At 72.4% G+C, this 23,043-nt stretch carries 21 protein-coding genes; 9 read left to right on the plus strand and 12 right to left on the minus strand.

Features of this window, described 5'->3' with window-relative positions:
* Positions 1-14: 14 nt before the first annotated feature.
* Entirely contained in the window at positions 15-1,286 is a 1,272-nt protein-coding gene (locus tag F4556_RS07025; protein WP_184912569.1) for a cytochrome P450, read from the minus strand.
* Positions 1,287-1,348: 62 nt separating this feature from the next.
* On the minus strand, positions 1,349-2,128 hold the full coding sequence (locus F4556_RS07030) for an EI24 domain-containing protein (RefSeq protein WP_184912571.1): 780 nt from the start codon (positions 2,126-2,128) through the stop codon (positions 1,349-1,351).
* Positions 2,129-2,188: 60 nt separating this feature from the next.
* Here F4556_RS07030 and F4556_RS07035 point away from each other — a divergent pair, with 60 nt between their 5' ends.
* Positions 2,189-2,905 (plus strand): maleylpyruvate isomerase family mycothiol-dependent enzyme, encoded by a 717-nt coding sequence (locus F4556_RS07035; RefSeq protein ID WP_184912573.1) that lies wholly within the window; start codon positions 2,189-2,191, stop codon positions 2,903-2,905.
* Positions 2,906-2,922: 17 nt separating this feature from the next.
* Here the strand turns inward: F4556_RS07035 and F4556_RS07040 are convergent, their stop codons facing one another.
* From F4556_RS07040 to F4556_RS07050, 3 genes are all read right to left on the minus strand, one after another.
* On the minus strand, positions 2,923-3,435 hold the full coding sequence (locus tag F4556_RS07040; protein WP_184912575.1) for a hypothetical protein: 513 nt from the start codon (positions 3,433-3,435) through the stop codon (positions 2,923-2,925).
* A gap of 78 nt (positions 3,436-3,513) precedes the next feature.
* Complete coding sequence (locus tag F4556_RS07045; RefSeq protein WP_184912577.1) at positions 3,514-5,046, minus strand: alkaline phosphatase; 1,533 nt, start codon at positions 5,044-5,046, stop codon at positions 3,514-3,516.
* 153 nt (positions 5,047-5,199) lie between these two features.
* The gene (locus tag F4556_RS07050) at positions 5,200-5,601 is read right to left on the minus strand and encodes a PPOX class F420-dependent oxidoreductase (RefSeq protein WP_184912579.1); all 402 of its coding nucleotides are present in this window, start codon (positions 5,599-5,601) and stop codon (positions 5,200-5,202) included.
* A gap of 137 nt (positions 5,602-5,738) precedes the next feature.
* Between F4556_RS07050 and F4556_RS07055 the strand changes: the two genes are divergently transcribed.
* Entirely contained in the window at positions 5,739-6,227 is a 489-nt protein-coding gene (locus F4556_RS07055; RefSeq protein WP_184912581.1) for a cupin domain-containing protein, read from the plus strand.
* Between the two features lie 68 nt (positions 6,228-6,295).
* On the opposite strand, the gene F4556_RS07060 is transcribed toward F4556_RS07055, so the two are convergent.
* A complete protein-coding gene (locus tag F4556_RS07060) occupies positions 6,296-7,843 on the minus strand; it encodes a serine/threonine-protein kinase (protein ID WP_184912583.1) in 1,548 nt (515 codons plus the stop codon).
* Positions 7,844-8,013: 170 nt separating this feature from the next.
* Positions 8,014-9,441, minus strand: a complete 1,428-nt coding sequence (locus tag F4556_RS07065; RefSeq protein WP_184912585.1) for a lipase maturation factor family protein — start codon at positions 9,439-9,441, stop codon at positions 8,014-8,016.
* A gap of 202 nt (positions 9,442-9,643) precedes the next feature.
* On the opposite strand from F4556_RS07065, the gene F4556_RS07070 reads away from it, so the two are divergent.
* A complete protein-coding gene (locus F4556_RS07070) occupies positions 9,644-10,606 on the plus strand; it encodes an EamA family transporter (protein WP_184912588.1) in 963 nt (320 codons plus the stop codon).
* 208 nt (positions 10,607-10,814) lie between these two features.
* Positions 10,815-11,897 (plus strand): sugar ABC transporter substrate-binding protein, encoded by a 1,083-nt coding sequence (locus F4556_RS07075; RefSeq protein WP_184912589.1) that lies wholly within the window; start codon positions 10,815-10,817, stop codon positions 11,895-11,897.
* Positions 11,898-11,907: 10 nt separating this feature from the next.
* Here F4556_RS07075 and F4556_RS07080 read toward each other — a convergent pair whose 3' ends face one another.
* Complete coding sequence (locus tag F4556_RS07080; protein ID WP_184912594.1) at positions 11,908-12,804, minus strand: DMT family transporter; 897 nt, start codon at positions 12,802-12,804, stop codon at positions 11,908-11,910.
* Between F4556_RS07080 and F4556_RS07085 the strand changes: the two genes are divergently transcribed.
* Together F4556_RS07085 and F4556_RS07090 are read left to right on the plus strand one after the other, a co-directional pair.
* Positions 12,803-14,236 (plus strand): aminotransferase-like domain-containing protein, encoded by a 1,434-nt coding sequence (locus F4556_RS07085; protein WP_184912596.1) that lies wholly within the window; start codon positions 12,803-12,805, stop codon positions 14,234-14,236. The two genes, F4556_RS07080 and F4556_RS07085, sit on opposite strands and share 2 nt — an antisense overlap.
* 159 nt (positions 14,237-14,395) lie before the next feature.
* Positions 14,396-15,265 carry an Fpg/Nei family DNA glycosylase gene (locus tag F4556_RS07090; protein WP_184912598.1) on the plus strand — a complete coding sequence of 290 codons (870 nt, stop codon included), beginning with the start codon at positions 14,396-14,398 and terminating at the stop codon, positions 15,263-15,265.
* Here the strand turns inward: F4556_RS07090 and F4556_RS07095 are convergent.
* Positions 15,258-15,527, minus strand: coding sequence for a putative quinol monooxygenase (locus tag F4556_RS07095; protein ID WP_313068196.1), 270 nt, complete (start codon positions 15,525-15,527; stop codon positions 15,258-15,260). The two genes, F4556_RS07090 and F4556_RS07095, sit on opposite strands and share 8 nt — an antisense overlap.
* Before the next feature lie 10 nt (positions 15,528-15,537).
* Entirely contained in the window at positions 15,538-16,575 is a 1,038-nt protein-coding gene (locus tag F4556_RS07100; RefSeq protein WP_313069175.1) for an NAD(P)-dependent alcohol dehydrogenase, read from the minus strand.
* A 137-nt stretch (positions 16,576-16,712) separates the two neighbouring features.
* Between F4556_RS07100 and F4556_RS07105 the strand changes: the two genes are divergently transcribed.
* The gene (locus F4556_RS07105) at positions 16,713-17,549 is read left to right on the plus strand and encodes a helix-turn-helix transcriptional regulator (RefSeq protein WP_184912601.1); all 837 of its coding nucleotides are present in this window, start codon (positions 16,713-16,715) and stop codon (positions 17,547-17,549) included.
* 47 nt (positions 17,550-17,596) lie between these two features.
* On the opposite strand, the gene F4556_RS07110 is transcribed toward F4556_RS07105, so the two are convergent.
* Positions 17,597-18,937: a M14 family metallopeptidase gene (locus F4556_RS07110; protein ID WP_184912603.1), complete on the minus strand. Its 1,341-nt coding sequence runs from the start codon at positions 18,935-18,937 to the stop codon at positions 17,597-17,599.
* 207 nt (positions 18,938-19,144) lie between these two features.
* Between F4556_RS07110 and F4556_RS07115 the strand changes: the two genes are divergently transcribed.
* Positions 19,145-20,185: a phosphatidylinositol-specific phospholipase C domain-containing protein gene (locus F4556_RS07115; protein WP_246510978.1), complete on the plus strand. Its 1,041-nt coding sequence runs from the start codon at positions 19,145-19,147 to the stop codon at positions 20,183-20,185.
* A 29-nt stretch (positions 20,186-20,214) separates the two neighbouring features.
* On the opposite strand, the gene F4556_RS07120 is transcribed toward F4556_RS07115, so the two are convergent.
* Positions 20,215-20,442 carry a hypothetical protein gene (locus F4556_RS07120; protein WP_184912607.1) on the minus strand — a complete coding sequence of 76 codons (228 nt, stop codon included), beginning with the start codon at positions 20,440-20,442 and terminating at the stop codon, positions 20,215-20,217.
* A 156-nt stretch (positions 20,443-20,598) separates the two neighbouring features.
* On the opposite strand from F4556_RS07120, the gene F4556_RS07125 reads away from it, so the two are divergent.
* Positions 20,599-22,974: a helix-turn-helix domain-containing protein gene (locus tag F4556_RS07125; RefSeq protein ID WP_184912608.1), complete on the plus strand. Its 2,376-nt coding sequence runs from the start codon at positions 20,599-20,601 to the stop codon at positions 22,972-22,974.
* The last annotated feature ends 69 nt before the right edge of the window (positions 22,975-23,043 follow it).

Raw genomic sequence — 23,043 nt, forward strand, 5'->3', positions numbered from 1 at the left:
CGTAATCGAACTGATCAGCTGGACGAAAGCCGATATCCGAAGCGCAGGGCCCTCACCCGGTTGTCGAAGTTGGAGTGGATCAGCTCGGGCTCGCCGACCGAGTGGATGTCGGGGAGGCGGGTGAGGAGCTCCCGGAAGAGCACCTTCATCTCCTGGCGGGCCAGGTAGGCGCCGAGGCAGAAGTGCGGGCCACCGCCGCCGAAGCCGAGGTGCGGGTTGGGCGAGCGGGTGATGTCGAAGGCGTCCGGGTCGGTGAAGACCGCCTCGTCCCGGTTGGCGGAGCCGAAGAACAGCACCACCTTCTCGCCCTTCGCGAGGTGGGTGCCGTTCAGCTGGTGGTCGGCCGCGACGGTGCGGCGGAACTGGATGATCGGGGTCGAGTGCCGGACCATCTCCTCGACCGCGCCGCCCAGGTGGGTGTCCAGGTCGGCGAGCAACAGCTCGCGCTGCTCGGGGTGTTCGGTCAGCAGGTGCAGGCCGTGGGCGAGCGCGTTGCGGGTGGTCTCCACCCCGGCGACCAGCAGCAGGGAGAAGAAGGCGCCCAGCTCACGGGAGTTGAGCCGACGGCCGTCCACGTCGGCGGTGACCAGTGCGGAGATCAGGTCGTCGGTGGGGCGGCGGCGGCGCTCCCGGCCGAGGGCGGCGATCGAGCCCTGCATCCGGGCCAGCGCGCGCAGGCCCTTGCCGGGGATGCGAATTCGGCTGCGGGCCACGCCGGTGTTCTCCGAGGCGTGGTTGATCTGGGCCAGGATGCGGTTCCGCTGCGGCTCGGGGATGCCCATCATGTTGCAGATCACCCGATAGGGCAGTTCGGCGGCCACCGCGCTGACGAAGTCGGTGGGGCGGCGGGCGATCACCTCGTCCACCAACTCCCGGGCCACCGAGCGGATGTCGTCCTCGACCTTGGCGATCAGACGCGGGGTGAAGGCCCGGGAGACGATCCGGCGCAGGTCGGCGTGCCGAGGGTCGTCCAGGTTCACCATCGAGTCGCCGAACAACGTCCGTACCCAGCGCGCCGGTTCGGGCGTGGTGACGCCCGGACCGCTGATGAACACCTCCGGGGTACGACTGGCGGCGACCACGTCGGCGTGCCGGACCAGCGCGTGGAAGCCCTTCCCGGTGCGCAGATCGGTGAAGTACACCGGCCCGCCGAGCGCGCGCAGCCGGGCGAAGGCGGCGGCCCGCTCCGGCAGCGGGCGCCGCCAGAACTCCGGGTCCGCCAAATCGATGCCGGTGGGAATTCCGAGGTCTGTCCGCCGCGAACCGATATCCGCCGTTGCGCTCATGTGGGCAGTTATCGTGCAGCTTCGGACGGAAAGTCAAATTCCCACCGGTATCTCATATTTACTTACTGGTGGGGCAATTCCTCTTCCACTTCGTCGGGCAGTTCCTCGACCGGCGCCAGGTCCCGCGCCAGCAGGGTGGCGCCCGCCACCGCGCCGGGCATCGCCAGCACGGTCACGAAGGGCACCAGCATCAGCAGCATCAGCGGCATCCCGAACCCGAGCGCCAGCCCGAGCCGCCCGCGCAGCAGCCGCAGCCGCTCCCGCTGCGGGACGCCGCGCCGCTGGAGGGCGACGGCGGTCAGCTCGGCCGCCATGAAGTAGCCGGACACCGCGAGCGCGACCACCGGCACCACGGTCTGGCCGACCACCGGGATGAACCCGCAGAGGAACAGCACGATCCCGAACGCCAGCACCCGCACCAGCACGTACAGGCTGTCCCGGGCCGAGATCAGCAGCTCCCCCCAGAGCGGGATGTCCGGCTTGGCCGGGGCGCCGCCCTCGGTCTCGTCCACCTGCTCGCAGAGCGACTCGTAGAACGGCTGCCCGATCAGCAGTGTCACCGCCGTGAAGGTCACCAGCGAGAGCCCCACCGCGGCGCCGAACAGCGCCACCAGCACCGCTCCCCGGACCAGCCCCTGCCAGGGCGAACCCCAGCCGTCGGCGAACGGGGTGGCCCAATCGACCACGTCCCCCGACCAGACCGTCAGCGCGGCCAGCGCCGCCACGTACCCGACCAGGGCGATCAGCGCCGGGATCATCCCGAAGCCCCACCAGCGCCCGTGCCGCGCCACCCACTTCTGACCCTTGAGCAGGTAGCCGAGCCCCGCCACAAAATCTCGCATGCGGGGAAGCCTACGATCCGTCACCCACCCCCCACCCGCCGGAGGGTCTAGGGTCACCGTGTGGACCGAACTGACTACGCCTCAGCCCTCCGTCGCGACGGGGCCCGGATGGCCGAAGCCGCCGTCGATCTCACCGCGCGGGTGGCCGGCTGCCCCGAGTGGGACGTCGCCGAGCTGCTCAGGCACACCGGGCAGGTGCACCGGTTCTGGACCAGGATCGCCGACGGCTCCGTCACCGACCCGTCCGACAACGTCGCGACCGCCTCGCCCGCCGACGCCGAACTGGCCGGCTGGCTCGCCAAGGGGGTCGAGCGGTGCGCCGCCACCCTGGAGCGGCTGGACCCGGAACTCCCGCGCTGGACCTGGTCCGTACAGCAGAACGCCGGCTTCATCCAGCGCCGGATGGCCCAGGAGACCGCCGTCCACTGCTGGGACGCCCTGTACGCCGTCGGCCGGGACGAGCCGATCGAGCGCGCGCTCGCGGCCGACGGCATCGACGAGTTCCTGCACCTGTTCATCTCCGGCGCTCCGACCGCCGACTTCCCCGCCGACGGCCTGCACCTGCACGCCACCGACGGCCCGGGCGAGTGGCTGCTGCGCGCCGTCGACGGCGGCTGGCAGGTCGGCACCGAGCACGCGAAGGGCGCGGTCGCGGTCCGGGGCTCCGCCTCCGACCTGCTGCTCCTGCTCTGGCAGCGGCGCTCCGCCGACCAGCTGGAGGTCTTCGGCACGGCCGAGGACCTGGCCGCCGTCCTGGCCCCGTTCGTCCGCAACTGACCGCTGCGGCGGTCCGGTTACTCGTTGACCAGGACCGGCACCGAGAGCACCGCGCTGGCCGGGGTCCCGGTGAGGCCGGTGGCGGGTACGGCGAAGTCGATGCCCTCGCCCTCGGCCCGGCGCTCGCCGTGGCTCACGCCGGCCGTCTCCTCCTCCTGGTAGTGGAAGCTGCCGGAGCCCAGCAGCCGGCCGCTCGCGTCGTAGAAGGCGGCCCGCACTTCCAGGGCGAGCAGGTCGCTGACGTCCGAGGTGATGGCGAGGTGGCCGGTGACGGCCGTGGCCTTCGGGTCCAGGCGCAGGCCGGTGAAGGTGAGCCGATCGGTGAACGGGCCCTGCTCCAGCCGGACTTCACCGGCGGCGGCCGGGCTGCCGAGGACGGCGGCCGGGGCGGGCGCCTCGCGCGGGGCGGGCAGCGCGAGGGCCGACACCGGGGCGGTCGGCACCGGCTCGTCCTCCGACGGCCCCGAGCAGCCGACCGCGAGGGTCAGCGCGAGGGCGGCGAGCGCGGCGGCGCGGGTGAGGGAATGCATCGGCCAACTCCTGAAGGCGGGTGCGGGGCCGGGAGGACGTCCTCCCGGCCCCGGTACGTACGACAACTGCCCAGCGGGTCAGTGCTGGTGGGGCGCCTTCCGGAACAGCGCGCGGTACATCTTGGTGTAGAGCTCGGTGTTGTCCTGGCTGGCCGCGAAGGCCTGGCCGCCCGGGCCGTACGCGAAGATCGGCACGTCGGCACCGGTGTGGTTGCCGGACAGGTAGGTCAGCCACAGGCTGGCCTGGGCGCTGCCGTCGACCACGCCGGCCGGGTCGTCCGGGGTGCGGAAGGTGGCCGGGGCGAAGTTCTTCGGGTCCTTGGCGCCGGCCCCGTTGACGATGCCGCTGGAGCGGGCCGGGTCCTTGACGTTGGCGCCGGCCGAGCGAGCCGGGGAGCTGTTGTTCGCGGTGTTGCCCGCGTCGCTGTTGGCCGGCGGCGCGGCGGCCTCGGCGTTGGTGAAGCTGCCCTTCTCGATGATGTTGAAGCCGGCGCACTCGTGGTCGGCGGTCACGATCACCAGGGTGTGGCCGTCCTTCTGCGCGAAGTCGACCGCGGCGGCCACGGCGTCGTCGAAGGCCTTGACCTCGCCGAGCGTCTGGTCCGCGTCGTTGGCGTGCGAGCGCTTGTCGATCTGCGCGCCCTCGACCTGGAGCACGAAGCCCTTCGAGTCCCGGCGGCCGTTCAGCAGCGAGATCGACTTGCGGGTCAGCTCCGCGAGGGTCGGCTCCAGCTTCTGCGGCGCACCGGCGGGCAGCGCGGCCTTCGCCTGCTCGACCGTCAGATTGCCCCGGTTGAACAGGCCGACGACCTTCTTGCCCTTGGCCGCGTCCAGGTCCGCCTTGGTGGCGACCTTCTGGCTGGCGGCGGTCTGCGCGGGCAGCGCCGGGTCGCCGAAGCTGCCCAGCACCTGGTAGCCCTGCGCCTGCAGCGCCTTCTGGTCGTCCGGCTCGAAGCGGGCCAGGCCGCCACCGAGGATGACGTCCGCCGTGCCGTTGCGCGCGATCTGCTCGGCGATCGGCGTGATCAGCGTGCTGTCGGCGGGCTTGGCCTCGAAGCTGCCGTCGGCGTTCTTCGGCAGGCAGGCGGCGTCCGAGTAGACCGGGCCCTGGCAGCCGCGCAGCAGCGCGTGGCTGAACTGCCCGGCCGGGGTGGCGTCGGTGATCTCGGCAGTCGAGACGTTGCCCGTGGCGAAGCCGGCCGCGTGGGCCTGCTCCATCAGGGTCGCGACCCGCTTCTCGTTGCTGTCCACGCCGAGCGCGGCGTTGTACGTCTTCACACCGGACGACCAGGCGGTCGCCGAGCTGGCCGAGTCGGTGACCAGCGCGGGCTGCTGACTGCCCTTCTCCACCGCGTAGGTGGACACGGCACCGGTGTACGGCAGCCGCTCCATGGCCAGCTTCCCGGCCGCACCGTAGTAGCGCTCCCGGCCGGCGGTGACGTGGGTACGCCCCATGCCGTCGCCGAGCAGGTAGATCACGTTGCGGATCTTGTCCTGGTCCCGGTGGTTGCTGCTCTCATACGTCTCGGAGCTTGCGGTGGCGGCAGTGCCGCCCACCAGGGCACCGACCGCGACAAGTACCGCGGAGGTCTGCCAAAGGCTGCGTCGCATGAAGCGATGTCTCCTCGAAGCGTCATGGCGCGCACGGCCCTTCACGGCCTGCGCGGGCCCGGTTCACCCGGGCGTCGCCAAGCTAGGGGTGGCACATGAACGCGCCGCCATGCCGGGGAGACCCCTGGTCGAACACTTCGACGGACGGGCGCTTCAGTCCTTCAGCGTGATCCGGATGCCGATGGTGCCCCGGTCGCCGCGGCGGAGCTTGCTGCCGAGCAGGGTGACCACGCCGAGCATGCCGTACTTGCGGCGCAGCAAGGTCCGGTAGGCGGCGGTCTGTTCGGGGGCGAGGAGTTCGGCGGTGGCGGGGACGGAGTCGCCGGTGGGGTTGCCGCGCAGGTCGCAGGGGCCGACCAGGACGTCGGCGCGGTTGCGGATCCGCTTGACCTTCCAGGAGTCGGTGACCGTCCAGATGCCGAGGGCGTTGCCGTCGCGCACCACCCAGACCGGGGTGGGGACGGGGGTGCCGTCCTTCTTGTACGTGGTCACCAGCAGGTAGCTCCCGGCGGCCAGGCTGCGGATACGTTCGAGCTGCTCGGGCGTCGCGTCCATGGCCGGAAGTGTACGGGGCTCCGGCCGGGCCGGAATTGGCCCAAGGAACTGATGATCGAATGCACCGAACTGATGGGCCGTTGGCTGGATAGATTTGGGGTTGTCAAGACAAGCACGCAGTTCGAGGGGAACCCACCATGTCCAACGCTCACGATGTCGTCCTGGTCCGCGCCGCCGATGCCGAGGTCCTGGCGGACGCACCGGGCAGCCTGATCACCCTGCTCGCGGACTCCGCGCAGACCGGCGGCAAGGTCACCAGCAACCGGGCGACGTTCGAGAAGGGCGCGGTCGGCGCTCCCCCGCACTTCCACACCCGGGCCACCGAGTTCTTCTTCGGCCTGGACGGGCAGTTGGACGTCCTGATCGGCGACCGGATCGAGACCCTGGGCCGCGGTGACTTCCTCGCGGTGCCGCCCGGCACCCCGCACGCGTTCGCCCCGGCCGCCGACTCGACCGCCGACGTGCTGGTGGTGTTCACCCCCGGCATGGACCGGTTCGACTACTACCGTCTGCTGGACCGGGTGAACAAGGGCGAGGCGAGCGTGCAGGAGATCAGGGAGTCCGGGCCGCACTTCGACAACCACTACGCCGAGAGCCCGGTCTGGGCGGCGCGCGCGGGTCGCTGACCTCTGCTCGAACGCCGAGGTGCCCCGGACCGGTGGTCGGTCCGGGGCACCTCGGGTGTGACGGTGACTCAGGCGCGGGCCTCGGCGACCGCCGGGGCGAGCGCCTCCTTGAGACGGGGGCCGACCCGGGAGAAGCCGAGCTCCTTGACGGCGGCCCGGAGCAGCTCGTCCTCGCTGCGCTCGGTGCCGTCGCTGTCGATCCAGCGGACCAGGGCGGTCAGCTCGGCGGGCTCGTACGCGGTCACGGCGCGGCCGGCGGTGATGGCCGGCTTCTTCGGACGGCGGGCGGGCTTCGACTCCTCGACGACCGGCTCCTCGGCCACGGGCTCGGGGGCGACCTCGGGCTCGGGCTCCACCAACTCGGGCTCGGCGACGGCGATTTCGGCCACGGGCTCGGGCTCGGGCTCGACGACCGGCTCCTGGACCTCGGGCTCGGGGGTCACCTCGGCGACGACCTCGACCTCGGGCTCGACAACGGGCTCGGGCTCGGCGACGACCTCGGGCTCAGGCTCGACAGCGGCCTCGACCTCAGCGATCTCGGCCTCGACCTCGACCTCGACCTCAGGCTCCACCTCGACAGCGGCCTCGACCTCGGCGACCTCGGGCTCGGGCTCGACGACGACCTCGGGCTCAGGCTCGACCTCGACGACGGCCTCGACGACGGCCTCGGCCTCGGGCTCCGCCTCCGGCTCGCGCGGACCCGCCGCCAGCGCCTGGATGGCCGCCGCCTCGGTGGCGGTGCCGTTCAGGCGGTCGTACGCCGCGAGCGCGGCGTCCCGGTCGGCCTGACGCTCCGTCAGCTCGGTCAGCAGCTCGCCGAGCCCGCCGTCCGTCAGGGCGGTGTGCAGCGCGCGGAGCGAGGGCAGCCGGTAGAGGGTGCCCTCGTCGGCGGCCAGGCGGTCGACCAGGTCGGCGAGTTCGGCCAGCGGCAGGGTGTCCAGGGACTGGCCGGGCAGCAGGGCGGAGAGCGTCCGGACGGCCTGGCCGAGCTCCTCGACGGCCTGCGCGACGGCGGTCAGGCCGGCCGCGTCGGCCACCACGGGGCGGGTCGCGGCACCGGCGGCCGCGGTCCAGTCGGACTGGGTCGCGGCGGCGGCGCGGACCGCGTCGAGCAGGTCGGCCCGGCGGGCCCGGCCGTCGAGCGCGAAGCTCTTGGCCTGGGCGCGCAGCGCACGCCTGCGCCCCCAGGGCAGCTTCACGCCCTGCTCGCGCCGCCAGCGCGCCGGGGCGAGGGCGGCGGTCAGCGCGTCCAGGTCGGCGTCGTAGACCTCGCGGCGCAGCGCGGTCGAGGTGCCGTGGGCGCGCTGCAGGACGGCGGTGAGCCGGGTGAGTTCGGTCAGCGTGCCGGGCGTGGCCGCGTCGCCGAGCAGGGCGGTGAGGCTGTCCCGGGTGGCGATCAGGTCGTGGCTGCGGAGTTCGGCCAGGGCGGTGGAGGCGGCGCGGGCGTCCTCGGGGGTGGCCGCGGCCTGCGCCGCGTACCAGGGGTTGGCCTCGGCGGTCAGGGTGAAACCGCCCAGTTCGGCGTAGCGGCCGAGATCCTCGCGCGGGTCACCCACCGAGGAGGGAGCTGCGTCCACCGCCGGGTTGTCGGCGTCGTTCAGATAGTTCACGGTCATGTGTGAAGTCCGGTTCGTGGCTGGGCGGACGGGGGGCGGTGGCGGCGGTGTGGTCCGCCGGCACGGGCGGGACTGACGGAGCGCCCGGTGCGGACGCCCAGGATACGGGTGGGCGTTCGAGCGGTGCACGCACCCGGTCGGGTTCGGGCACGGCGCGCCGGGTGCACCGTTCAGCGGGGATCACCTCGGACAACGGGACGGAAGTCGGACAGGCGCACCGGCGGCAGGTACTCACGCACCAGCGTGCGTTCCCACCACGCGCCGGTCGTGCGCAGGGTGCGCCAGTCCGTGAAGCGATAACGGTAGAGCAGCGCGCGGACGTACTCGGGCGGCGCGTCCGGGAAGGGGTTGTGCCGGAGCAGTCGCAGGGTGTCCCGGTCCCCGGCGAGCAGGCGGTGGACGAACGGTCTGAACCAGGGCCGCGCGTACGCCGGGGAGATCCCGGCGAACCACATCAGCCAGTCCAGCCGCAGGTGGTAGGGAGCGAACTGACGTGGCATCCGGTGCGGGTCGCCGGGCTTGCCGTGGAAACCGTACTCCTGCCAGACCGACCGCCCGGTCACCCGCCGGTCGGCGGTGCCCTGCACCACCACCTCCAGCCGGAGCCGGTTGACCGCCCCGAACGCGCCGTACGCGTTGACCAGGTGCAGCCGGTCGAACGAACGGTTCATCACCTGACGGTGCGAGAACAGGTTGCGGGCGGGCCGGTAACTCAGCACCAGGACCAGCAGGGTGAAGGCCAGCACCACACCGACGTACCACGGCGGCCCGGCCGCCGAGGTGCCGCCGGACAGCGGCAGGACCGTGCAGGCCAGCGCGATGGTGAGCCAGTTCAGCCAGGCGAAGTTGCCGGACAGCACCAGCCAGAGCTGGGTGACCACGATCAGCACCGCGCACACCCCGGCCACCGGCTGGGGCAGGAACAGGCCGACCGGGACCACCAGTTGGACCACGTGGTTGGCCGCCGTCTCGACCTTGTGCAGCGGGGCGGGCAGGTGGTGGAAGAACCAGCTGAGCGGCCCGGGCATCGGCTGGGTCTCGTGGTGGTAGCGCAGGCAGGTCAGTTCGCGCCAGCAGCGGTCGCCGCGGATTTTGATCATCCCGGCGCCGAACTCGACCCGGAACAGCAGCCAGCGGAGCAGCCAGAGCACCGGGGCCGCCGGGGCCACCTCGCCGTTGCCGAGGAAGGCGGCCAGCAGGCCCGCCTCGAGCAGCAGGGATTCCCAGCCGAAGGCGTACCAGGTCTGGCCGACGTTGACGATCGAGAGGTAGAGCAGCCAGAGCAGGCCCCAGCCGAGCATCGCGGCCCAGAGCGGGACGAGTTCACCCGCACCGGCGAGCAGGGCGGCGGCCAGCAGCGCGCCGGACCAGGCGGTGCCCGCGAACGCCCGGTCCGAGTAGTGGAACCGGAACAGGCTGGGCGCCTGCCGCCGGCTGGTCCGGGCGAGGAACCGGGGCACCGGCAGCATGCCGTGCTCGCCCAGCAGTGCCCGGAACTGCCGGGCGGCAGCAAGAAAGCCGAGCAAGTAGACGGCGGCGACCAGCCGTTGGAACACCAGTCGGCCCCACCAGTACTCGGGTGCCGCGAACCACTCCACGCCGGACGCTCCTCCCACCGGACCGTCCCATGACTACCACCGGCGACACCGGCAGCACCGGCAACCGGGCGACACCACCGGCGGGGTCAGCCACTCGGCCGACCTTGGCAGCAAGTCGACCGTGCTTGGCAGCAAACTCGCTCGCGCGTTCCGTCCCGGTGTGGTGGCATTCGCCTGACAGCACCAAACCATGGAGACACACATGACCGCGTCTCAGCAGTCCCCCCGGCCGAACACCCTCCCCCCTCGCGACGCCGTCCCCACCGGCGCCGCCGCCTCCCCCGCCAGAATCTCGGCCGCCGTCTGGGGCGCGCTCGCCATCGTCTACGTGGTCTGGGGCTCGACCTACCTGGCCATCCGGATCGCGGTCGAGACCATGCCGCCGTTCCTCTCCGCCGCCACCCGCTTCATCACCGCCGGGCTGCTGCTGGCCGGCCTGGTGGCCTGGCGCCAGGGGCCGGCCGCACTGAAGGTGACCCCGCGTCAGCTCGGCTCGGCCGGGCTGGTCGGGCTGATGCTGCTGCTCGGCGGGAACGGCATGGTGGTGCTGGCCGAGCGGGACGTGCCGTCCGGGCTGGCCGCCCTGCTGATCGCCGTGGTGCCGCTCTGGCTGGTGCTGCTGCGGCGGAGCTCCGGGCAGCGCACCTCGCGGACCGCGCTGGCCGGGGTGCTGCTCGGGCTGGTCGGCCTCGGCGTGCTGACCGTGCCGGGGCTTAGCGGTGAGGTGAAGCTGACCGGTGTGCTGCTGGTGATGGTGGGGACGCTCTCCTGGGCGGGCGGCTCCTACCTCACCTCCAAGCTGCCGATGCCGAAGAACGTCTTCGCCACCAGCGCCTACGAGATGATCGTCGGCGGCCTCGGCTGCCTGGCCGTCGCGGCGCTCCGGGGCGAGCCGCAGGCGCTGGACCTGGCCACCGTCTCCACCCGCTCCTGGCTCGCGCTGGCCGCGCTGATCGTGTTCGGCTCGCTGGTCGCCTTCACCGCGTACGCCTGGCTGCTGCAGAACGCGCCGCTGCCGCTGGTCGCCACCTACGCCTACGTGAACCCGGTGGTGGCCGTGCTGCTCGGCTGGCTGATCCTGTCCGAGCCGCTCAGTTGGCCGATCGTGCTGGGCGGCGCGATCGTGGTGGCCGCCGTCTGCCTGGTGGTGCGCACCGAACGGTGAGCGATCGTCAGCCGAGCAGGGCCCGCCATCTTCTGAAGGCGGGCCCTTGGCATATACCTACCAATAGGACGACTCAATTCGAGAAAGTAACGATTGGCATACCTCTGGCATCCGCATGGTTAAATTCTTGACGTTACATCGGACATACAGCTTGACTCCCTCCGCTGCCGCAAAGCTGCGGCACGCAGTCAGGGAGGCACCACCCACCATGAACGCAACGCGCCGCACCCTCCTCGCCGCGGTCGCCGTGTCGATGACCCTGTCCCTGGCCGCCTGCGGCCAGGACGGCACGCCGGACCCGAACTCGACCGGCAGCAAGACCGTCGGCCTGCTGCTGCCCGAGCGGAGTTCGTCCACCCGGTACGAGAGCTTCGACAAGCCGATGATCGAGTCGGCGATCACCGCCCTGTGCACCAAGTGCGCGGTGGACTACGCCAACGCCGACGGCGACGAGGCCCTGCAGCGGAAGCAGTTCGACCAGCTGCTGGCCAAGGGCGTCAAGGTGATCCTGCTCGACCCGGTGAACTCCAAGGTGACCGCGGACTGGGTGGACCAGGCCAACAAGCAGGGCGCGAAGGTCATCGCGTACGACCGCCTGGCGGCCGGCAAGGTGACCGCGTACGTCTCCTTCGACAACCAGCGCACCGGCGAGCTCCAGGGCGAGGCGCTGCTGCAGGCGCTCGGCCCGAAGGCCGCCCAGGCCACCGTGGTGATGATCAACGGCGCGGAGTCCGACCCGAACGCCGCGATGTTCAAGGTCGGCGCGCACAAGGTGCTGGAGGGCAAGGTCAAGCGGATCGGCTACGAGCAGTCCGGTGACTGGAAGCCCGAGACGGCGGCCCAGAAGACCACCGAGGCGATCCAGAGCCTCGGCAAGGACGGCATCCAGGCGGTCTACTCGGCCAACGACGGGATGGCCACCTCGATCATCGCCACCCTGAAGGCCGCCGGGATGAAGAACGTCCCGGTCGGCGGCCAGGACGCCTCGATCGACGCCGTCCGCCGCCTGCTGACCGGCGATCAGGCGTACACCATCTACAAGCCGTACCGCCCGGAGGCCGACGCGGCCGCCAGCATCGCGGTCTACCTGCTGAAGGGCCTGGGCATCACCGCGGTGGCCACCTCGGTGACCGAGAGCGGCAGCGAGCAGATCCCCTCGATGCTGCTCAGCCCGGTCGTGGTGACCAAGGCCAAGGTCGCCGAGACCATCGTGGCCGGCGGCCTGTACAAGGCCGAGGAGATCTGCGACGCCGCGCACGCCGCGGCCTGCGCGGACGCCGGGATCAAGTAGCAGGACCGGCTCAGCCGCGGGCCCGCTGGGTGACGGCGATGCAGGCGAGCACCCCGATCGCGGCCAGCGGGGCGGCCGGGGTCGGGGTCTCGCCGAGCAGCAGGACCGCCCAGCCGAGGGTCAGCAGCGGCTGGGCGAGCTGCAGCTGACTGGCCTTCGGAATGCCGATCTCGGCCATGCCCCGGTACCAGAGCACGAAGCCGCCGAACTGCGAGACCGCCGCGATGTACGCCAGCCCGGTCAGCGAACGGACCGTCAGGTGCACCGGCTCGAAGGTCACCGCGACGGCCGCCGTCACCGCCATCACCGGCGCGGCCGCCAGCACGCCCCAGGCGATCACCTGCCAGCCGGGCAGCTCCCTGGCCAGCCGCCCGCCCTCGGCGTACCCCGCCGCACAGACAGCCAGGGCGCCGAGCAGGTAGAGGTCGGCCAGGCTCAGCGCCCCGCCGCTCTGCTGCAGGGTGAAGCCGAGCACCACCGCCGCCCCGGCCAGCGCGGCGTACCAGAACGTCCGGGACGGGCGGACGCCCGAGCGGAGCGCCGCGAACGTGGCGGTGGCCAGCGGCAGCAGCCCGACCACCACGGCGGTGTGCGCGGTGGACGAGATCCCCAGCGCGAGCGTGGTGAGCAGCGGGAAGCCGACCACGCAGCCGCCCGCCACCATCAGCAGCCCGGGCCAGTGCCGGCGGGCGGGCAGCGGGGCCCGGGCGGCCGCCAGACCGACGGCGGCGACCACGGCGGCGAGCAGGCCGCGCAGGCCGGTCGAGGACCAGGGGCCGAAGCCGCTCAGCGCCCAGACGGTGGCCGGGAAGCTCAGCGAGAAGGAGACCACACCCAGGGCCGCCAGGGCCGTCCCGCCCCCGACCGCTATCGTGCTGGGCCGGATAGCGCTATCGTTTGCTGTCATGACCGAGCGTAGCAGTGTGGCCGAGCTGGCCGCCATCCTCCGGGCCGAGCTGAACCGCTACTCTCCGAATGAGAAGCTGCCGTCCAGTCGGGCCCTGGTGGAGCGTCACCAGGTGAGCCCGGTGACGGTCTCCCGGGCGATCGGCACCCTGGTGGCGGAGGGCCTGGTGGTGTCCCGCCCGGGCGCGGGGGTGTTCCGGGCCGAACGGCGGGCCGCCCCGGCGCAGCCCGGCGACGTCTCCTGGCAGGAGCTCGCCCTGAGCGCCGAGACCTTCGGCGGGCAGGACCGGCGCACCGACGCCACCGGCGTACTCGGCGCGCTCGCGATGCAGCCCGCCGACGTGCTGGACCTGAACAGCGGCTATCTGCACCCCTCGCTCCAGCCCGAACGGGCGCTGGCCGCCGCACTGGCCAGGGCCGGACGGCGGGCGGGCGCCTGGGGCCGGCCGCCGGTGGAGGGCCTGGCCGAGCTGCGGGCCTGGTTCGCCCGGGAGATCGGCGGCCCTGACGGTACGTTGAGCGCCTCGGACGTGCTGATCACGGCGGGCGGGCAGGGCGCGCTGAGCACGGCGCTGCGCTCGCTGGTCGCTCCCGGCGCGCCGGTGCTGGTGGAGTCGCCGAGCTACCCCGGCACCCTGGCGGTGACCCGGGCGGCCGGGCTGCGGCCGGTCCCGGTGCCGGTGGACCAGGACGGCGTACGGACCGACCTGCTGGCCGAGGCGTTCGCCGCGACCCGGGCCCGCGCCTTCGTCTGCCAGCCGCTGTTCCACAACCCGACCGGCGCGGTGCTCTCCGCCGAGCGGCGGCGCGAGGTGCTGCGGGTCGCCCGGGCGGCCGGGGCCTTCGTGGTGGAGGACGACTTCGCCCGGCTGCTGGTGCACGCCGACGCCCCGTCACCGGCCCCCGCGCTCGCGGCGGACGACCCGGACGGGGTGGTGGTGCACGTCCGCTCGCTGACCAAGGCCACCTCGCCGAGCCTGCGGGTCGGCGGGCTGACCGCACGCGGGCCGGCCTTCGAGCGGCTGCGGGCGGTGCAGGCGGTGGACAGCTTCTTCGTCCCCCGGCCGCTCCAGGAGACCGCCCTCGAACTGGTCGGCTCGCCCGCCTGGGCCCGCCAACTCCGGGACATCTCGACCGCCCTGGCGGAGCGTCGGCGGGCGGCGGTGGACACCCTGGCCCGGCTGCGGCCCGAGCTGCTCGGCGAGCGGATCCCGCTGGGCGGCTACCACCTCTGGCTGCGGCTTGCCGACGGCACCGACGACCGCGAACTGGCCGCCGCCGCCTGCCGCAACGGGGTGGCGGTCACCCCCGGCCGGCCGTACTTCGCCGCCGAGCCGCCCGCGCCGCACCTGCGGATCAGCTACGCCGCCTGCCGCAACCTGGCCGACCTCACCGAGGGCATCACCCGGCTGGCCCGCACCATCGACAGCTGACACAAGGTTGCACCATCCAGGGGCTCGGGGAACGGCGACGGTTCGTGGCTGGCGGGCATCACTGCGAAAGTGCCTGACCGCCTACGTACGGATCACCTTTTTCGAGGTCGGCGTCGCAGTTCCCCGAGCCCCTGTCTGCCGAAGCGTAGGCTGGCTGGTATGCCCGAATTGCCGGAAGTGCAGGCGCTGGCCGAGCGGATCGCCGAGGCGTCGGAGGGGCGGACCGTCCAGCGGGTGGACGTGCTGTCGATCCAGGTGCTGAAGACCTTCGATCCGCCGGTGACCGCCTTGCACGGACTGCCCGTCAGTTCGGTGACCCGGCACGGGAAGTTCCTCGACCTGTTGGCCGGGGAGGGACCGCATCTGGTACTGCACCTGGCCAGGGCCGGGTGGATCCGGCACCGCGACTCGTTCCCCGACCGCCCGGGCGGGGCCCGGCCCGGCCGGGGGCCGCAGGCGTTGCGGCTGGTGCTGGACGACGGCTCCGGCTTCGACGTCACCGAGCAGGGCACCACCAAGCGGCTGGCCGCCTACGTGGTGACCGACCCTCAGCTGGTGCCCGGCATCGCCCGGCTGGGCCTGGACCCGCTCGGTCCGGAGTTCACCGAGCAGCGGCTGGCCGAGCTGGCGGCCGCCGAGCGGCACCGGCTGAAGACCTTCCTGACCGACCAGACCGGGCTGGCCGGGATCGGCAACGCGTACTCGGACGAGATCCTGCACGAGGCCAGGCTCTCCCCGTACGCGCTGGCGCCGTCGCTGGACCGGGAGCAGCTGGGCCGGCTGTACGCCGCCACCCGGCAGGTGCTCGGCTCGGCGGTCGAGCGGGCCCGCGCCACCACCGCCGACGCGCTCAAGGCGGAGAAGAAGGCGGGCCTGGCGGTGCACGGCCGGGCCGGGGAGCGCTGCCCGCGCTGCGGGGACACCGTCCGCTCGGTGAACTTCGCCGAGTCCTCGCTGCAGTACTGCCCGAGCTGTCAGACCGGCGGCCGGGTGCTGGCCGACCGCCGGCTCTCCAGACTGCTCAAGTAGCGCCCAGGCAACGGATGGTGGCGGGGCGGGCGAGCAGCTCCGCGAGCCGCCCGACCCGCTGCCCGTAGTGCGCCCGCCAGCCGGCCGGACTGGTCCACTGCTCGACCAGCAGCATCCGCTCCGGGCAGTTCGGGTCGAGGTAGAGCTCGAAGGCCAGACAGCCGGGCAGCTCTGCTGCCGGTTCCAGCATCGCCTCCAACTCGGTCCGGAGCAGGTCCTGTCGGCCAGGACCTGCCTCGTACCCGACCAGTACGGTCAGCACCCCGGCACCGTCAGAACGTGCTGGTGTCGATGACGAAGCGGTACCGCACGTCGCTGGCCAGCACCCGCTCGTACGCCTCGTTGATCTGGTCCACCGCGATGGTCTCGATCTCCGCGCCGAGGCCGTGCCGGGCGCAGAAGTCCAGCATCTCCTGGGTCTCCCGGATGCCGCCGATCATCGAACCGGCCAGCTGCTTGCGGCCGCCGATCAGCGAGAACATGTTCACCGGGGTGGGGTCGGCCGGGGCGCCGACGTTGACCAGGGTGCCGCCGGTGCGCAGCAGGGCGAGGTAGTCGTCCAGCGGCAGGTTGGCCGAGACGGTGTTGACGATCAGGTCGAAGGTGCCGGCCAGCTCGGTGAAGGTGGCCGGGTCGGCGGTGGCGTGGAAGTGGTCGGCGCCCAGCCGCAGGCCGTCCTCCTGCTTGCGCAGCGACTGGCTGAGCACGGTGACCTCGGCGCCCATCGCGTGGGCGATCTTGACGCCCATGTGGCCGAGGCCGCCCAGGCCGACGACGGCGACCTTCTTGCCCGGGCCCGCCTGCCAGTGGCTGAGCGGCGAGTAGAGGGTGATCCCGGCGCAGAGCAGCGGGGCGGCCTCGGCCAGGCCGATGCCCTCCGGGATGCCCAGCACGTAGTTCTCGTCGACCACGATGTGGGTGCTGTAACCGCCGTAGGTGGGCTGGCCGTCGGGACCCGCCGGGTAGGTGAAGGTCAGTCCCCCGGTGCAGTACTGCTCGTTCCCGGCCAGGCAGTTGTCGCACTCCCGGCAGGAGTCGACGAAGCAGCCGACCCCGACCCGGTCGCCGACCGCGTACCGGGTGACGCCCGGGCCGACCTCGGCCACCAGGCCGGCGATCTCGTGGCCCGGCACCATCGGGAACGGGGCCTGGCCCCAGTCCTCGTTGACCTGGTGGATGTCGGAGTGGCAGATCCCGGCGAACTTGATGTCGATCAGGACGTCGTGCTCGCCGACCGGCCGGCGCGACACGGTGGTGCGCTCCAGCGGTGCCTTGGGCGCGGGTGCGGCGTAGGCGGCGACGGTGGTGATGCTCATGGGTGGTGCCCTTCGGTCCGGCGTGCTGTCAGAACTGAATCCTGCCGAGGTCCGGGCCGGTTACCCAGCACCCCACGCCACCTGGGAACCGGCAAACCTGGGTCTGTCGGAACCACCCTTAGGATCGGGGTATGGGCAACAAGGCTGAACTCGGCACCTTCCTACGGTCACGACGGGCCCGGCTGCAGCCGGCCGACGCCGGGCTGCGGCAGTACGGCGAGCGCCGCCGGGTGCCGGGGCTGCGCCGGGAGGAGCTGGCCCAGCTGGCCGGCGTGAGCGTGGACTACTACGTGCGGTTCGAGCAGGGCCGGGCGGAGAACGTCTCGGACACCGTGATCGACGCGGTGGCCACCGCCCTGCGGCTCGACCAGGCCGAGCGGCAGCACCTGCTGCACCTGGTCCGCCCGGACGTCACCGGCGCCCGGCCCGCGCAACGGGTCCGCCCGGGGCTGCGGCGGCTGCTGGACTCGCTGCCGGACACCCCCGCCCTGGTGGTCGGCCGCCGGACGGACATCCTGGCCTGGAACGAGCCGTTCACCGCCCTGCTGCTGGTGGACCTGGCGGCGCTGGCGCCGGAGCGGCGGAACCTCACCTGGCTGCACTTCTGCGACGAGCGGCTGCGCGGCCGGTACGTGGACTGGGAGTGCAAGGCCCGCGACCTGGTGGCGATCCTGCGGATGGACCTCGGCCGGCACCAGTGCGACCCCGAGTACACCGACCTGGTGGCCCAACTGACTGAGCGGAGCCCCGAGTTCGCCCGGCTCTGGGAGGACCAGGAGGTCCGCGAGAAGACCCACGGCGAGTACGAGATCTGGCACCCCGCGGCCGGCACCTTCACCCTCGCCTACGAGACCCTGCGGCTGCCGGACGACCCGGACCAGGCCCTGGTCGTCTACACCGCCGAAGCGGGTTCACCCGCCGAACCGGCCCTGCGCGCGGTGGTCGAGGGGGCCAGGCCCCTGGTCTGACGCTCCGTCGGCCGGGACCCGGGCAGGCCCGGCCGACGGAGCGCGCTTCAGGACGCGATCCCGCAGTACTGCTGCTGCTTTCCGATCGCGCGGTACATGCAGTCGGCGTTCTCCACCAGCCGCAGCACGGCGTCGCGGTTCCGGCTGGTCTCCCGGCCGATCACCTCGTCGGGCGGGTAGAAGCCGCCGCCACCGCTGGCCGGGTACATCTCGAAGGTGTACGCGAAGATCCGCTGCGCGCCCCACAGCCAGTCGTCGATCGTCCCGTCGGTGATGTACAGGTCGCTGGACTGCTCGGGGGTGTAGCCGTTGCTGGCCGCCATGGTCTTCCCGAAGGTGGCGAAGGTGTTGTACTCGTCCGCCGACATCCCCGGCACGACGCCGTCGTACGTCCAGCCGAACGGCCAGAGCACCAGCTCGCTGTAGGTGTGGAAGTCGATCGCGGCGGTGATCTGCTGCTTGCCACCGACGATCCGGCTGCGGACGAAGTCGGCCACCACCTTGACCTCCTTGGCGGACTCCGCGGCGGTGCCCCGGTAGGTCTCGCTGGAGGTGGAGCCCGAAGAGCCGCCGCAGCAGCCGAACTTGTAGTTCCAGTTCCGGTTCTGGTCGGTACCGACGTTGCTGGAGCCGGAGTTGGGCTGCCGGTTCTTCCGCCAGCTGCGGTAGCTGCCGGTGGCGATGTCGTACTCGCCGCCGTCCGGGTTGACGTCCGGCACGATCCAGATCTCCCGGCTGTTCACCGCGTTGGCGATCCGGCTGTCGGTGGCGTACTTGTCGCCGAACTCGTGCAGCAGGTAGAGCGCCATCTCGACGGTGAGGTGCTCCCGGGCGTGCTGGTGGGCGGTGAACAGCACCTCCGGCTCGGCCTCGTCGGTGCCGACGTTGTCGCTGATCTTGATGGCGAACAGGTCCCGGCCCTCGTAGGACTTGCCGATCACCTGCTTGCTCATGATGCTCGGGTGAGCCGCCACCACGGCGTTCAGGTCGGCGGTGGCCTCGGCGTAGTTGTGGTACATCGAGTCCTTGGACGGGAAGTCGTTGATGCTGATGCCCAGTCCGGTCTCGGGCTCCGGGCCGGGCAGCGCGGTCAACTTCCAGCCCTGGGCCCGGAGTCGGCGGGCCTCGGCGGCGGTGGCGGAGACCACCACGGACTGGGCGTCCACCTCGTCGATCGAGACACCGACGGCGGCGATCGCGCTCCGCTCGCCGACGGTGCGGGGGCCGTCGATGGCGTACTGGGTGATCGCCTCGTCCAGGGCGGCCGACGAACTCTCGTTCACCGGTGCGGGTTTGGCGCTGGCCTCGGAGGCGAGCGGCATCGCCAGGGCGATCGCGAGCAGGGCGGCAACGGCCGCAGCGGGCTTTCCGCGACTGAGCAGTCGCATGACTGTCCTCCTGTGGGGGTTGTCCGGTAGGACGGATGGAGGGAGGAGCTGCGGCGCGCGCCAAGCACGATGGTGGCGCCACTGTCATGCGTGGGTCAATACCGCCCGTGGCGAAGTCTTCTGCCAGATGTACTTGTCATGTCACCTGACGTCCGCTCAACTGTCGGATGCTGGCCTCTTCCCCAACCCTCCGACCAGGAGAGACCGTTGAGCCTTCGCCGGATCGCCACCGCCCTGCTCGCCACCGCCGCCGCGACCCTGCTGCCGACCGCACCGGCACACGCCGGCACCGCCGGTACCGCCGACCTGCCGTTCGCCGGGGCCACCACGGTCGGGCTGCACAACACCTACGACCCGGGCGCCTTCAGCCAGTTGGCCCGCGCGCTGGACACCGGCACCGGCATGATCGAGCTGGACGTCTGGACCGACACCGTCACCAAGGAGTGGAAGGTCAGCCACTCCAACCCGCTCGGCAACAGCAACAACTGCGTCGCGGCCACCGACGCCTCCCAGCTCTACGGCGGCGGTACCAACAAGAACCTGGAGCACTGCCTGGACGACGTCCGGCTCTGGCTCGGCGCGCACCCCCAGTCCGGGCCGCTGGTGGTCAAGTTGGAGCTGAAGGGCGGCTTCGCCGGCAACCGCGGCATGGGCCCGGCCCAGCTCGACGCGCTGATCGCGGCCCACCTGGGCAGCACCGTCTTCCGCCCGGCCGACCTGCTGGGCTCGTACGCCACCCTGGACGAGGCCGCCCGGGCCGGCAACTGGCCGAGCCGCGCGGCGCTGGCCGGGCGGGTGCTGGTCGACATCATCCCCGGCACCGCCGAGGAGCAGAACCCGTTCGACACCCTGCACACCGACGTGGAGTACGGCCGCTACCTGCGCGACCTCGCGGCAGCCGGGCGGGTCGGCCAGGCGCAGGTCTTCCCGGCCGTGCACGGCGCGGCGGCGGGCGACCCCCGCGGCAAGTACGGCGAGACCAACCTCCGTCCGTGGTTCGTGCTCTTCGACGGCGACGCCGCCGCCTACGTGAGCGGGAGCATCGACACCTCCTGGTACCGGACCCGGCACTACCTGCTGGTCATGACGGACGCCCACAACGTCGCCCCGGCCATCTCCGGCACCGCGCCCACCGCCGACCAGGCCCGCGCCCGGGTCACCCAGCTGGCCGCCGCCAACGCCAGCATCGCCACCAGCGACTGGCGTGCGCTGCCGGAGATCCAGTCCCTGGTGCTGCCGCGCGGCTGACGCCCGGTCAGGCCGGGACCCGCAGGCGCTCAGTGGCGGCAGGCGGCCACCACGGCGAGCAGGACGAGTGCGACGGCCGCCAGCCGCAGGCACCCGTACCGCTCGCCGGCGCCCCGTCTGCGGGTCTCGACCTGGCCCCCGGGAGCGACACCGGGATGCGCGGCGGCGTAGTGCTCGACCTGTCGGCGCAGCCCCTCGGACTCCCCGTGCCAGGACGTCTTGAAGCTGCACTCGCCGCACCAGTAGCGGTTGGCCACGTCGACTCCCTGCCTCCGGTTCACTGCACGCTCGGGACACGCCCCCGACGGTGACCTCCGTCATGTTGACTGTCCAGGTCAGGGAACCGGCCATCTGTGACCGGTGGCCACCGGTAGGCTCGCCGCCGTTCGTACTGGTGGGTAGGGGAGACGCTCGTGGCAGACGACCTCGGCACGTTGTTACGCAAGCTGCGCGATCAGGCGGACCTGACGCAGGAACAGGTGGCCGAGCGGTCCGGAATCAGCGTGCGCACCATTCGCCGGCTGGAGAGCGGCGGATCCGCCAACCACCGGATGGGGACGGTGAATCTGCTCGCGGACGCGCTCGACCTCGGTGACGAGGACCGCCGACGCCTGGCCGCCACCCTCACCGGAGCGCCCGCCGCCCCGGCCCCACGAACGGCGCCCGGGACCGGAACCCCCACCCCGACGCCCGTCGACAGCGGACTCGCCGAAGCCGCCCGGGAGTTGGCGACCGAGGTCCGGCGCCGCTGGCGCCACGAGGAGGCGCAGCGCCGGGTCCACGACCCGTTCCCACTGCCCGTCCGGTGGCAGCCCGCGCCCACCGCTCTGACCGACCACGCGGAGAACGTCCAGCGTCTCGGCCCGGGTGAGACACCGCGCGAGGTGGATCTCGACGGCGACCTGCGCACCGTGACCGACGTCTACCGCAGGATCCCCTCCGGACGGCTGGCGATCCTCGGCCGGGCGGGTTCGGGCAAGTCCGTCCTCACCATCAGGTTCACCCTGGACCTGCTGGACGCCCCGGTCCCGCACGGCCGGGTGCCGGTCATCTTCAGCATCGGCTCCTGGGACCCGTCCACCACCGCGCTGCGGGACTGGCTGATCGGCCGCCTGCTGCGCGACCACCCCCATCTGGCCCGCCGCAGCTCCCGCGGCGCGACGCTGGCCGCCGCGCTGATCGACGCCGACCTGGTCCTCCCGGTCCTGGACGGCTTCGACGAGATCGCCGAAGGTCTGCGGCGCGAGGCCCTGGACGCGCTCAACGCGACCTCCTCCCCGCTCGTCCTCACCAGCCGGCGCGACGAGTACGCCGAGGCGGTCCGGGCCGCGCACGCTCCGCTGGTCTGGGCAGGTGGCATCGAGCTCACCGACCTCACCCTCGACGACCTGGCCGGCTACCTGCCCCGCACCGCCCGGACCCTCCCGGCCGAGGGAAGCGGGACCAGGACGGCCTGGGACGCGGTCCTCGAACGGCTCCCTGAGCGGGAGGGCGCGGACCTCGCGACGGTGCTGACCACCCCGCTCATGGTCATCCTCGCCCGCACCCTCTACAGCGAGACACCCGGCCGCGATCCCGCCGAACTCCTCGACGCCACCCGCTTCCCCACCGCCCGGAGCCTGGAGGAACACCTGCTGGCGGGATTCGTGCCCGCCGTCTACCGGCGTCGCACCCCGGAACGGGACGCCGCCGGCCGGCAGCCCCGGACGCCGTACGCGGACCCCGCCCGGGCCGAGCGCTGGCTCGGCCACCTCGCCCACCACCTGGTCCGTTTCGACCGCGACCGGCAGGACCTCGCGTGGTGGCAGCTCGGCGACTCGCTGTCGCGCTCGACCCGGACCCTGGCCGTCGTGCTGGCCACCGACCTGAGCGTCACGCTGGCCGACTGGCTGGTCTGCCTGCTGCTGACCCCGCTCGCCATCGCCGAACTCCTGCTGCAGGGCGCCCTCCTGGGCCTCGCCGCCGGACTCGCCTTCGGGTCCGTCTACGCGATGGCGGACCGGTCCGGGGGTGGGTCGGCCGTCGAACCGGCCAGCGTCCGGCTGACGCTGCGCGCCACCCACCGCGGTCTCGGCCGCCGCCCGCTGCGCACCTTCGCCGTCCGCTTCGGCCAGGGCCTGTTCGGCGGGGCCGTGATGGGGATCGGCTGTGCCTGCGCGTTCGCCTTCGAACGCGCGCTGGGCACCGAGACCTCGCTCACCGACCCTGCCGTGTTCAAAGGCATCCTGATCAACATGCTGGTCTTCGCGCTGATCTTCGGCCTGGCCGCCGGTCTGGTCTTCGGGCTGACGGCCGCACTCGAAGCACCCGTCGACGTCACCGCGGCGGCCACCCCGGTCAGCCTGCTGTCCTCGAACCGTACGACGGTGGGGCGGCAGTTCCTGGTGCTGGCCCCGACGCTCACCCTGGCCATCGCCTTCGGCGGTCACCTGGTCGTCCGGCTGCTCCAGGACTCGATGGGCCGGCTCAACTGGGACCTCCGGGACGGCCTGCTGATCGGCACGGTCGGCGGCCTCGGCGGCGCGGCCTCCTACCTGCTCGCCTTCACCGCCTGGGGCCAGTGGCTGCTGCTCTCCCGGCTCTGGCTGCCGCTGACCGGCCGGCTCCCCTGGGACCCGGTCGCCTTCCTGGACGACGCCTACCGCCGCGGGGTGCTGCGGCAGACCGGCGCCGTCTACCAGTTCCGCCACGTCCGGCTGCAGCACCACCTCGGGAGCACGTACCGGCGACAGCACCCGGACTTCGCGCCGATCGCCTTCCCCGTGACCGGCCGCCCCGGGACGCCCTGACGGCCGGTCACCAATGGCCGGTGGCTTGGCCTGTCCACCGGGCAGTACACGCACCAGCATCGGGACGTC

This window comes from Kitasatospora gansuensis, assembly GCF_014203705.1.
GTDB classification, from domain to species: domain Bacteria; phylum Actinomycetota; class Actinomycetes; order Streptomycetales; family Streptomycetaceae; genus Kitasatospora; species Kitasatospora gansuensis.

Excerpts from the sequence above, each read along its gene's own strand:
- F4556_RS07025 (WP_184912569.1), bottom strand. The coding sequence starts at position 1,286 with ATGAGCGCAACGGCGGATATCGGTTCGCGGCGGACAGACCTCGGAATT.
- F4556_RS07030 (WP_184912571.1), bottom strand. The coding sequence starts at position 2,128 with ATGCGAGATTTTGTGGCGGGGCTCGGCTACCTGCTCAAGGGTCAGAAG.
- F4556_RS07040 (WP_184912575.1), bottom strand. The coding sequence starts at position 3,435 with ATGCATTCCCTCACCCGCGCCGCCGCGCTCGCCGCCCTCGCGCTGACC.
- F4556_RS07045 (WP_184912577.1), bottom strand. The coding sequence starts at position 5,046 with ATGCGACGCAGCCTTTGGCAGACCTCCGCGGTACTTGTCGCGGTCGGT.
- F4556_RS07050 (WP_184912579.1), bottom strand. The coding sequence starts at position 5,601 with ATGGACGCGACGCCCGAGCAGCTCGAACGTATCCGCAGCCTGGCCGCC.
- F4556_RS07055 (WP_184912581.1), top strand. The coding sequence starts at position 5,739 with ATGTCCAACGCTCACGATGTCGTCCTGGTCCGCGCCGCCGATGCCGAG.
- F4556_RS07060 (WP_184912583.1), bottom strand. The coding sequence starts at position 7,843 with ATGACCGTGAACTATCTGAACGACGCCGACAACCCGGCGGTGGACGCA.
- F4556_RS07070 (WP_184912588.1), top strand. The coding sequence starts at position 9,644 with ATGACCGCGTCTCAGCAGTCCCCCCGGCCGAACACCCTCCCCCCTCGC.
- F4556_RS07075 (WP_184912589.1), top strand. The coding sequence starts at position 10,815 with ATGAACGCAACGCGCCGCACCCTCCTCGCCGCGGTCGCCGTGTCGATG.
- F4556_RS07085 (WP_184912596.1), top strand. The coding sequence starts at position 12,803 with ATGACCGAGCGTAGCAGTGTGGCCGAGCTGGCCGCCATCCTCCGGGCC.
- F4556_RS07080 (WP_184912594.1), bottom strand. The coding sequence starts at position 12,804 with ATGACAGCAAACGATAGCGCTATCCGGCCCAGCACGATAGCGGTCGGG.
- F4556_RS07090 (WP_184912598.1), top strand. The coding sequence starts at position 14,396 with ATGCCCGAATTGCCGGAAGTGCAGGCGCTGGCCGAGCGGATCGCCGAG.
- F4556_RS07105 (WP_184912601.1), top strand. The coding sequence starts at position 16,713 with ATGGGCAACAAGGCTGAACTCGGCACCTTCCTACGGTCACGACGGGCC.
- F4556_RS07110 (WP_184912603.1), bottom strand. The coding sequence starts at position 18,937 with ATGCGACTGCTCAGTCGCGGAAAGCCCGCTGCGGCCGTTGCCGCCCTG.